This is a genomic window from Streptomyces sp. NPDC054765 (genome assembly GCF_053612065.1).
The window spans coordinates 1-10,212 of record NZ_JBSHBP010000123.1 but is presented as its reverse complement, the minus strand read 5'-3'; the positions used below and the strand labels follow the sequence as shown (position 1 = coordinate 10,212).

Genomic DNA, 10,212 nt, shown 5'->3' with positions numbered 1-10,212 from the left:
GGCCGAGACCCCGGTCAGGGTCTCGGCCCGCGCCCTTGGCGGCCGTGGACACGCGGGGCCGCGGCCGCGGGATGCCATCGGGCGGCGGGCCGCGGGCGGCACCGGTGCACGGGCCGTCCGGCCGCCGGGAGGAGGGCGCCCGCGCGGTGCCCCGGTCGCTCACTCCTTGGACGAATACCGGTGCAGAATCCAGGCGGGCAGCGCGAACCAGCAGATCATGAACCAGACGACCAGCCCTGTGACGATCCAGGGGACGGCGGAGTTGTGCAGCGCGATACGCAGGATCAGCAGCAGCGCGGAGGCGACCGTCCCCAGCAGGAGGATGATCCCGAGCAGAGCCAGGCGGGAGGCCCACAGCACCGTCTCGGGCTTCAGCCGGTGGCCGGTGACCAGCCGGTGAAAGGTCACCGTACCGACCAGCGCGCCGGTCGTGGCCGCCCCCAGCAGCACCGTCACCACATAGATGGCCTTGTCGGCCGGTTCGAGCGTGGCGAAGCGCGGGGTGAAGACGACGGTGAGCAGAAACGCGAAGAGGATCTGTACGCCGGTCTGGATCACCCGCACCTCTTGCAGCAGTTCGCTCCACCGCCGGTCGGCGCGTTCCTCCGGCGACTCGTGACGCCCCTGGGAGGTGTCACGCGGACCCAGCGCTGCCACCCGGCCCCCTACTGTTTCCCGTCGGTGCGGAACGCCAGCTCGTTGTCCTTGACCTCCACGCGCACCGTGCCTCCCGCCGACAGCGCACCGTCCAGCAGCAGCCGCGAGAGCGCATTGTCGACCTCGCGCTGGATGGTGCGCCGCAGCGGCCGGGCCCCGTATTCGGGCTGATGACCGCGGTGCGTGAGCCAGTCCACGGCGCCGGGTGTGAACTCGACGGAGATGTCCTGGGCGCGCAGCCTGCGCGTGGTCCCGTCGAGCAGCACGCCGGTGATCTGACGCAGCTGGTCGTCGGTGAGCCGGCGGAAGACGATGATCTCGTCGAGCCGGTTGAGGAACTCCGGGCGGAAGTGTTCGCGCAAGGAGCCCAGCGCCCGCTCCCGCGCACCGTCGCCCGCGTCGGCGCCGGTGATGTCCGGGCCGAAGCCGAGCACCCCGCGACCACCGCTGAGCGCATCGGAGCCGAGATTGCTCGTCATCACGATGACGGTGTTCTTGAAGTCGACCGTACGGCCCTGGGAGTCGGTCAGATGCCCGTCGTCGAGGACCTGCAACAGGATGTTGAAGACATCGGGGTGAGCCTTTTCCACCTCGTCGAGCAGCAGCAGGGCATACGGATGGTGGCGCACCGCCTCGGTCAGCTGGCCCGCGTCCTCATGGCCGACGTAGCCCGGGGGAGCACCGACCAGCCGGCTGACCGTGTGCCGCTCCTGATACTCACTCATGTCCAGCCGCACCATCCGCTCCTCGCTGCCGAACAGCGCCTCGGCGAGCGCGCGGGCCAGCTCGGTCTTGCCCACGCCGGTCGGACCGAGGAAGAGGAAGCTGCCGATCGGGCGGCCGGGGTCGGCCAGGCCGGCCCGCGACCGCAGGATCGCCTCGGAGACCGCGGTGACCGCGTCGTCCTGGCCGATCACCCGGGTGTGCAGCCGCTCCTCCAGGCCGAGCAGCCGCTCCTTCTCCTCCTGGGTCAGGCTGCTCACGGGCACGCCGGTCTGCCGCGACACGATCTCGGCGACGTCCTCCGCGGTGACCTTCACGATCCGGCAGTCGCTCGGCGGCCCGACCTGCCCCGCCTCGATCCGCGCGGTGAGTTCGGCGATCCGGTCCCGCAGCTCGGTGGCCCGCTCGTACTGCTCGGCGGCGACCGCCTGGTCCTTGTCCCGCACCAGCTGGTCCACCTCGCGCTCCAGCTCGCGTACGTCGGTGGCCTTGGCACCCGAGCGGAGCCGGACCCGGGCGCCCGCCTGGTCGATCAGATCGATCGCCTTGTCGGGAAGGAAGCGGTGGGCGATATAGCGGTCCGAGAGCTCGACCGCCGCCAGCAGCGCCTCGTTCGTGTAGCGCACCTGATGGTGCGCCTCGTAGCGGTCCTGCAGCCCGCGCAGAATCTCCACCGTGTCGGAGACACTCGGCTCGGGCACGAGGAGGGGCTGGAAGCGGCGGGCCAGGGCGGCGTCCTTCTCGATGTTCCGCCGGTACTCCTCCAGGGTGGTGGCGCCGATGACATGCAGTTCTCCGCGTGCCAGGGCGGGCTTGAGCATATTGCTCGCCTCCAGGGAACCGCCGTCCCCGCTGCCCCCGCCCGCGCCGACGACCGTGTGCAGTTCATCGATGAAGACGATCAGCGAGTCCGGATGCGCGCGGACCTCCTCGATGATGCCGTTCAGCCGCTCCTCGAAGTCCCCGCGGTAGCGCGTACCGGCGACCACGGCCGTCAGATCCAGGGCGACGACACGCCGGCCCGACAGGTTCTCGGGCACGTCCCCGTCGGCGAGGCGCTGGGCCAGGCCCTCGACGATCGCGGTCTTTCCCACCCCCGCGTCGCCGACCAGCACCGGATTGTTCTTCCCCCGGCGGGAGAGCACCTCGATGGTCTGCTCGATCTGCTCCTCGCGGCCGATGACCGGGTCGATCCGGCCCGCGCGGGCCAGGTCGGTCAGATCGCGGCTGAACTTGTCGAGAGTCGGTGTGTCGTGCTTCGGCGGGGCGCTGTGCTCGGGTCCGGTGTGCTGGGTCCCGTGGCTGCCCTGCGGGGCGGCCTGCGGATCGAAGTGGGCGAGGTTCAGAATCCGCCCCGCCGCCGAGTCCGTGTTGGCCGCCAGTGCGTCCAGTACGTGCTCCGGGCCGATGTACGAGGCTCCGTTGTCCCGCGCCAGCTCGTGTGCGCCCAGCAGCGCCCGCTTGACCGCCGGCGTCACGGCGACGCTGGACTGCTTCGGCCCCGAACCGGCACCGCGGTCGATCTCGGCCGCCAGCGCGTCGGGGTCGGCTCCCGCCTGTTGCAGCAGGCTGCGGGTCGGTTCGGCGGCGAGAGCGGCCCGCAGCAGATGTTCGGTGCCGAGTTCGGGACTGCCGTGCTCGGCGGCGTAGGCGGCTGCGGAAGTCACCAGATCCCGGGCGGGGCCGCTCATCATGCGGGCGATGTCCGCCTGCCGGGGCGCGGGCTGACCCGACTCGCCGCCCGGGGACTGTGCGGCACCGAAGAAGCGCGCGAGGAAGTCACCGAACGAGTCCGGGCCGTAGCCCTCCGGACCCACGAATCCATTGCTCATGTGTGTCCGTTCCGCTGTCACGGCGGTACCGCGACACGCTGCCTTGTCGGCTTCCTGGTGCGGTTGCTCCGTAGCGGGCGGGCGCCCGGGCGAGGCGACGCCCCGTGCCGCACACGACTCCTCTGCTTCAGGATCAGGTCCCGCAACACCATCCGCACCCGGGCAGGGCGGGACCGGGCACCCGCGCCGGTGGCCGGGCGCCGGAGGGCCCCGGGCTCCGCCGGATGGCGCTCCCGGATGGTGCGGACGCCCGGAAGACACTCGGCTCGCAGTGCTGGAGGGGACGCACGGCGCTCGGAGGGACGCGCGGATGGCCATCGAGAGTGTTCCGGCCGGTGACGGCGAATATCTGCTCCAGGAATTCCTGACGGCCGTGCACACCACGCCCCCCTCGCAGTTCCTCGCCCTGGTCGACCGCTACGCCGTCCGGATCGGCCTGCGCCGGGGGCTGAGCGACGACGCCACGATCCTGCTGCTCGAATGGCGGCCGCCGGTCACGCGGTGAGCCGGGCGCAGCACCCCGGCCGGCGCCGGCGCGTCACATGTCCTTGTGGATCCGGTGCAGATCGGCGGTGAGCGCATCGAGCCAGATCACCGAGTCGAGGAGCAGCGCGGCGGAGAGTGCGCGGGCGTCCCGGTCCGGGCTGGTGCGCGTGATGGCCGGGGCGACCGCCAGCAGCGCGCGGATGTCGAGTGGCCGGGCGTCTTCCCGGGGCACGTCGCTGTCCGTGCGCAGATGCCGGGCGAGGGACCGGTAGTCGGCGGCTGCCCGGTCGGCCGCGACCCGCAGCCAGGCGCCGACCTCGTGCGGGCCGATCCGGCCGGGGCGGCCGGGCAGCAGACGTTCGCCGCGCCGTGCGTCCGCCCCGGCGACCAGCACCGCGGGCCAGTCCGGCTGCCCGCCGGTCTCCTGGCGCAGCTCGCACTGGTACTGGGCCAGGCTCTCCTGCGCGAGAGTGAGGGCCTGGTTGATCGCGAAGAAGTCGGTGCTGCCGGAGTGTTCGACGAGCCGCGCGGCGGTGTGCCCGATGGCGTCGGCGATGGCCGAGCACAGGCCCGCCATGCTTCTGCGCACCTCGCGGCCCGCGCCCCGTGGCCAGGCCACCAGCCCGCAGGCCAGCCCGATGAGGCTGCCGACCAGCACATCCACCAGCCGGACCGGGGCCAGCTGCCAGGTGACGGGGGAGACCTGCGCGAACAGCGTGGCCACGACCAGCGTGAACCCGCCCTGGGCCCAGGCCAGCCCGCACAGCGGCCCCGCGATGAACGCCACCAGCATCACCACCGGAAGTATGACCGCGTAGACGGTGTCCCGGTCGTGGACCAGTGCCAGCAGCCCGCCCGCCAGCACCGCGCCGACCAGCGTGCCGATCAGCGCCTGCCGGACCGCGGACCAGGTCTCCAGGCTCGTGGTACGGGTGAGCGTGAGTGTCGCCAGCAGGACCCAGAAACCGTGCTGCAGGTCGAGGAGCCCGGCGATGGCCCGTGCGGTGGCCAGGCCCAGCGCGAACCGGCAGGCGTTCTGGAAGATCACCGAACGGGGGGTGAGGTGTGTGGTCAGCCGCTGCCACCACAGCTCGTGGGCGCGCGCCTGCGCATAGGTGAAGGTGTGCCCGGCGGGGCTCCGTTCGACGGACCGGTCACCGAGCAGCAGCCGGGTGGCCAGTGCGAGGACGACGGCGCAGTCGGCGGCCTGCACCACCTGGGAGCGGCGTCGCAGATAGACCAGCCGGTCGTCGCCGCTGAGCCGCTCCAGGGTGTCCACGGCCCGGTGGGCGCGCACGGGGGCCAGCTCGCTCTGCAGGGCCGCGGCGGACGGCCCCTCGCCGGGCCGCAGCCGCTTGCCCCGCCGCAGCGCGTCCGCCGCGTCCCGGGCGGCGGCGCTGATGCCCTGGAGCAGCACGATCGTCTCCGGGTGGTACGCAGTGTGCGGTCCGGCGCCGGTGTGCAGGTCGTCCAGCCGGGCCAGCAGCGTGCGGACCGCCTCGGTGGCGTGCGCCATCGCCTTGTGGGTGAGGGTGGGGGAGGCGGGCAGATCGGCGGGCGGTACGCGGGACGGGCGCAGCGCGTCCCCGGCCCGTTGCGCCCGTGCGAGCGCCGGCACGGGCAGGGGCCCGCCGTGGTGGTCGGCCAGGACCGCGGCGGCGTCGGCGGCATCGGCCAGCAGCCGGCAGAAGGGCGGGGTGTCCGGCTCGGGCAGCACGAAACGCTGCGCCAGCGCGAGCAGGACGGCGCCCAGCAGGAACCCGGACAACCGCTGCCCCAGGGCTTCGGGGGCGTAGGGCGGGAAGCACGGCAGGATGTAGAGCAGCTGCATCCCCGGCGCCGCCCCGGCGATCCGCGGTCCGGTGGTGCCCGCGTACGCCACCATGAAGCCGATGACGAGCATGCCGAGGACGGCTGTCCAGGTCTGAACGGCGAGCAGGGTGCCCAGCGTGACGAGCACCAGCCCGGCGGGGAGCGCTGTGAGGACCGTCGCGGCGCGCTGGCGCCCGGATCCCGGGATCCGGGCGAGCACGCCGAGTGCCACCACGGTGAAGGTGGCGTAGACGGACATGACGGTCAGGCCGAGCCCGTAGCGGCAGAGGTAGAACGCGAGGCACGAGGCGGCCGTGACCCGGACCGCGTTGCCGACCACGGAGCGGTGCCCGCGCAGGCCGTGTCTGCCGTGCTCCAGCAGATAGCGGAGTCTGCGCAGCACCGCCCCGACGGGCCCGCCGGCCGGCTGCCGCGGCCCGGACCGCGGGAACGCTCCCTGTAGCGGGCTCACCTTCCCACTATTGACCGGCGAGTCCGGGTCCGCACCGCGCGGCCGGCCGGCGGCCGCCTCGCGTGGGTGAACCATGGCCGGCGGCGCCCGGCCCGCACCCCGGGAACCCGGGGAGGTCCCGCGGCAGCCGCCCCGGGCCGGGACGCGGCGCGCCGGGAACGTCCCCCGCAATCGCCGCTCCCGGGCGGACCGGTGTCGCCGGGAATGCGGCGGCGGGGGAGGGGAGTTGACGGTGTGCGGGTCGGGCGGGTGCGGGTGCGGACCGTACACTGCGGAACGTGACGGAGAAGAAGGCGGGCGCCGTGAGCGCCGGCGATGCGGAGAATCCTGCGCTGCCGGCCACCGGTTGGGCGGTGCTGGGGCTGCTCTCCTTCGGTGAGGAGCTGTCCGGCTACGACCTGAAGAAATGGTCGGACTGGTCGCTGCACTTCTTCTACTGGAGCCCGTCCTTCAGCCAGATCTACGGCGAGCTGAAACGCCTGGAGAAGGCCGGTTACGTCAGCTCCCGGATGGTCGCCCAGGAGACCGGCAACCGCGACAAACGGGTCTATGTGATCACCGACGAGGGGATGGCGGCGGTACGCCACTGGGCGCGCGAGGCGCCGGTGGAACCCCCCGTCCTCAAGCACGGCGTGATGCTGCGGCTGTGGCTCGGCCATCTGCTGGAAGGCGACCGGATGCGTGAAGTGCTGGGCCACCACCGGGAGTACGCGGAGACCATGCGGCAGCGCGCCGAGCTGGACGTCGCGGGTGCCCGCGCCGAAGAGGCCTGGGCCTACCCCTCACTCGTCCTGAAGTGGTCGGAGCGCTACTACACCGCCGAGCGGGACCTGGCCGATGCCATGCTGGCCGACCTGGACGAGAGGGACCACAGGCAGCTGTAGGGGCACGGTGGCCGCCCTTCGCGTCAGCCGGCGAGGACGCGGGCGCGGCAGTCGGCCGGAGTCCCCCAGGCGTCCCGGAGCGGGCGGGCCTTGCGGATCCACAGGGAGAGAGCGGGCTCCTCGGTGTAACCGAGGGCGCCGTGCAGCTGCAGTGCCGTGCGCGCCGCGGCGTACCCTGCCTCGCCCGCCGCGACCTTCGCCGCCGCCACCTCCCGGCCGGCGGACGGGGCGCCGGCCGCCACCGCCAGGGCCGCCGCGTACACCAGCGGCTGGGCGAACTCCAGCCGGATCAGGGTGTCCGCCAGCCGGTGCTTGACCGCCTGGAACGCGCCGATGGGCACCTGGAACTGGGTGCGCTGCTTGACGTAGGACACCGTCGCCGCCAGCAGGGCCCGGCCGAGGCCGAGGGACTGCGCGGCGGCGGCGAGCCGCGCGACCTCGACGGCGTGGGCGGCGGCCGCGGTCACCTCGGGGCCCCGGGCCAGAACGGTGCCGCCGAGCGGCCGGGACAGCCGCCGGGCCGGATCGAGGCAGGGCTGCACCGGGCCATGGGTGTCCGTACCGAGCACGGTGTCGCCCCGGATCACGAGGACGGTATCGGCGGCATCCGCGTCCAGGGCGTACGGGGTCCGGGCGCACAGACCGACGACGGCGTCGCCCGCGGCGATCCGCGGCAGCCAGGAACGGGCCGCCGCCCCCTCGCCGAGACGCTCCAGGAACGCGGCCGCCGCCACCGTCTCCACCAGCGGTCCCGGCACCGCATGGCGTCCCAACTCCACGAAGGACAGCGTGAGTTCGACCGGCAGTGGCCCCAGTCCGCGGTAGCGCTCCGGAACGGCGAGCGCGAACACGCCCGCCGCTGCGATCCTCGCCCACAGTGCACGGCCCGGTTCGTGCTCGCCGTCCGCCCAGGCGCGCGCCACGGCGGGGGTGCCGGCCGCCCCCAGCATGCCGTCCAGCGTACGGGCGAACTCCCGCTGCTCATCGGTCAGGAGGAACCGCATCACCTGCGTCCCTTCGGCAGGCCGAGCAGCCGCTCGGCGATGATGTCGCGCTGGATCTCGTTGGTGCCGGCATAGACCGGCCCGGCGAGCGAGAAGGTGTACCCGTCGGCCCAACTCCCGTGCGCGGGCGCCTCGTCGGCGTCGTCGGCGAGCATGCCGTACGGGCCGAGCAGGTCCAGGGCGGTCTCGTGCAGGGCGATGTCCAGCTCGGACCAGAAGACCTTGGTCAGGCTCGACTCGGCGCCGACCGACCCGCCGGCCGCGAGCCGGGAGGCGTTGGCGTAGGTGAACAGCTGATAAGCGCGGGCGCCGATCAGCGCATCGGCCACCCGCTCGCCGAGGGCCGGACCGGCCGCCTCGGGGGCCTCGCGCCACAGCGCGGCCAGCCGTTCGGCGGCCGCGGTGAACCGGCCCGGACTGCGCAGCGTCAGACCGCGTTCATTTCCCGCGGTGCTCATCGCGACCTGCCAGCCCTGGCCCGGCGCGCCGATGACGTCCGCGTCCGGCACGAAGACGTCGTCGAGGAAGAGTTCGGCGAAGGCCGGTTTGCCGTCCAGGCGGCCGAGGGGGCGTACCGTCACGCCCGGTGCGTCCAGCGCGAACATCAGATAGCTGAGTCCCTGGTGCGGCCGGGCGGTGTCCGGGTCGCTGCGGAACAGCCCGAAGGCGCGGTCGGCGAACGCGGCCCGGGACGACCAGGTCTTCTGCCCGTTCAGCAGCCAGCCGCCGTCGGTGCGTACGGCGGTCGCGCGCAGCGACGCCAGATCCGACCCCGCTTCCGGCTCCGACCAGGCCTGCGCCCAGATGACCTCCCCGCGCGCCATCGGGCCCAGGACGCGGGCGCGTTGCGCCGCGGTGCCGTGCTCGAAGAGGGTGGGGGCGAGGAGGCTGATGCCGTTCTGGCCGACCCGCCCGGGGGCACCCGCGGCGTAGTACTCCTCCTCGAAGATCAGCCACTGCACGAGCGAGGCGCCCCTGCCGCCGTACTCCTCGGGCCAGGAGACGACCGACCAGCGGTCCGCGGCGAGCCGGCGTTCCCACTCCCGGTGGGCGGCGAAACCCTCCGCGGTCTCCAGTGACGGCAGCGGCGCGGCGGGTACCTGCCCGGCGAGCCAGGCTCGGGCCTCGGCGCGGAACGCCTCCTCCGCGGCGGTGACTTCGAGGTCCATCAGGCTCCCGCCTCCCGGGTGACGGTCGCGAGCGGTCCTACCCCGGTGGCGGTGGCGAGTGCTTCCTCGGGTTCGTCCTTCCGTTCGTCCTCCCGTCCGTCGCGCACGGGCTCGTCGTCGTGGGCAGCGGGCATCCGCCCTCCTTCCCTAACAAGTGTTTGGTAGGTTAACGTACCGGCACGAGCGGCGTCGAGGCCTCCGCCACCGTCGGGAGCCTTCGCCCCGGGAGCCGCAGCCGGCTGCGGGAAGAGGAGGCTCACCCATGACACCGCCCCGCTACGTGCCCGGCCACCATCTGCTCGACGGCCGGACCGCCGTCATCACCGCGGCCGCCGGAGCCGGCATCGGCGGTGCCACCGCCCGCAGATTCCTGGAGGAGGGCGCCCGGATCGTCATCGGCGACGCCCATGCACGCCGGCTCAAGACGACCACCGAGGCGCTCGCCGCGGAGTTCGGTGCCGGCAAGGTGGCGTCCCTGCCCTGCGACGTCACCGACGAAGGCCAGGTCAACGCCCTGCTGACGATCGCTGAGGAGCACCATGGCGGCCTCGATATCGTGGTCAACAACGCCGGGCTCGGCGGCACCGCCGACCTCGTCGAGATGACCGACGAACAGTGGGGCACCGTCCTCGACGTGACCTTGAACGGCACCTTCCGCTGCACCCGGGCCGCGCTGCGCCGGATGCAGGCCGCCGGCCGCGGCGGCGTGATCGTCAACAACGCCTCGGTCATCGGCTGGCGCGCCCAGCGCGGCCAGGCCCACTACGCCGCGGCCAAGGCCGGGGTGATGGCACTGACCCGCTGCGCCGCCCTGGAGGCCGCCGAATACGGCGTACGCGTCAACGCGGTCGCGCCCAGCCTCGCGATGCATCCGCACCTGGCGAAGGTGACCACGCCCGAGCTGCTGGCGGAGCTCACCGAACGGGAGGCCTTCGGGCGCTACGCCGAACCCTGGGAGGTCGCCAATGTCATCGTCTTCCTGGCCGGCGACTACGCCTCCTACATGACCGGGGAAACGGTGTCCGTCAGCTCCCAGCGCGCGTGAGCGCCGGTGCCGCACCGCCCCGGGTGACCGCCCGCCGGCGGGGCCCGCCGGGCCCGCCTATCGGCTACGGCGGGGGCCCGCGCAGCATAAGACAAGCGGGACCCAGATGTACGAGGGCATAATCGGCG

Annotated in this window: 9 protein-coding genes; 3 read left to right on the top strand and 6 right to left on the bottom strand. The window is 73.2% G+C overall.

Annotated features, from left to right (window positions below):
- Nucleotides 1-159: 159 nt before the first annotated feature.
- Both ACWGJY_RS36845 and ACWGJY_RS36840 read right to left on the bottom strand, forming a co-directional pair.
- On the bottom strand, nt 160-657 hold the full coding sequence (locus ACWGJY_RS36845; protein ID WP_453265261.1) for a DUF6328 family protein: 498 nt from the start codon (nt 655-657) through the stop codon (nt 160-162).
- Nucleotides 658-665: 8 nt separating this feature from the next.
- Entirely contained in the window at nt 666-3,212 is a 2,547-nt protein-coding gene (locus ACWGJY_RS36840) for an ATP-dependent Clp protease ATP-binding subunit (protein WP_453265260.1), read from the bottom strand.
- A 310-nt stretch (nt 3,213-3,522) separates the two neighbouring features.
- Between ACWGJY_RS36840 and ACWGJY_RS36835 the strand changes: the two genes are divergently transcribed.
- Nucleotides 3,523-3,717, top strand: a complete 195-nt coding sequence (locus ACWGJY_RS36835; protein WP_453265259.1) for a hypothetical protein — start codon at nt 3,523-3,525, stop codon at nt 3,715-3,717.
- 33 nt (nt 3,718-3,750) lie between these two features.
- Here the strand turns inward: ACWGJY_RS36835 and ACWGJY_RS36830 are convergent, their stop codons facing one another.
- The gene (locus ACWGJY_RS36830; RefSeq protein ID WP_453265258.1) at nt 3,751-5,982 is read right to left on the bottom strand and encodes an FUSC family protein; all 2,232 of its coding nucleotides are present in this window, start codon (nt 5,980-5,982) and stop codon (nt 3,751-3,753) included.
- A 278-nt stretch (nt 5,983-6,260) separates the two neighbouring features.
- On the opposite strand from ACWGJY_RS36830, the gene ACWGJY_RS36825 reads away from it, so the two are divergent.
- The gene (locus ACWGJY_RS36825) at nt 6,261-6,866 is read left to right on the top strand and encodes a PadR family transcriptional regulator (protein WP_453265257.1); all 606 of its coding nucleotides are present in this window, start codon (nt 6,261-6,263) and stop codon (nt 6,864-6,866) included.
- A 23-nt stretch (nt 6,867-6,889) separates the two neighbouring features.
- On the opposite strand, the gene ACWGJY_RS36820 is transcribed toward ACWGJY_RS36825, so the two are convergent.
- From ACWGJY_RS36820 to ACWGJY_RS36810, 3 genes are read right to left on the bottom strand one after another with little or no spacing between them, the layout of a single operon-like run.
- Nucleotides 6,890-7,870 carry an acyl-CoA dehydrogenase family protein gene (locus ACWGJY_RS36820; RefSeq protein ID WP_453265262.1) on the bottom strand — a complete coding sequence of 327 codons (981 nt, stop codon included), beginning with the start codon at nt 7,868-7,870 and terminating at the stop codon, nt 6,890-6,892.
- Nucleotides 7,870-9,039, bottom strand: a complete 1,170-nt coding sequence (locus tag ACWGJY_RS36815) for an acyl-CoA dehydrogenase family protein (RefSeq protein ID WP_453265256.1) — start codon at nt 9,037-9,039, stop codon at nt 7,870-7,872. Before ACWGJY_RS36815 ends, ACWGJY_RS36820 begins: the two co-directional genes overlap by 1 nt.
- The gene (locus ACWGJY_RS36810) at nt 9,039-9,173 is read right to left on the bottom strand and encodes a hypothetical protein (RefSeq protein ID WP_453265255.1); all 135 of its coding nucleotides are present in this window, start codon (nt 9,171-9,173) and stop codon (nt 9,039-9,041) included. The genes ACWGJY_RS36815 and ACWGJY_RS36810 overlap by 1 nt, the downstream gene beginning before the upstream one ends.
- Before the next feature lie 128 nt (nt 9,174-9,301).
- Between ACWGJY_RS36810 and ACWGJY_RS36805 the strand changes: the two genes are divergently transcribed.
- Nucleotides 9,302-10,084: an SDR family oxidoreductase gene (locus ACWGJY_RS36805; protein ID WP_453265254.1), complete on the top strand. Its 783-nt coding sequence runs from the start codon at nt 9,302-9,304 to the stop codon at nt 10,082-10,084.
- Nucleotides 10,085-10,212: the final 128 nt, after the last annotated feature.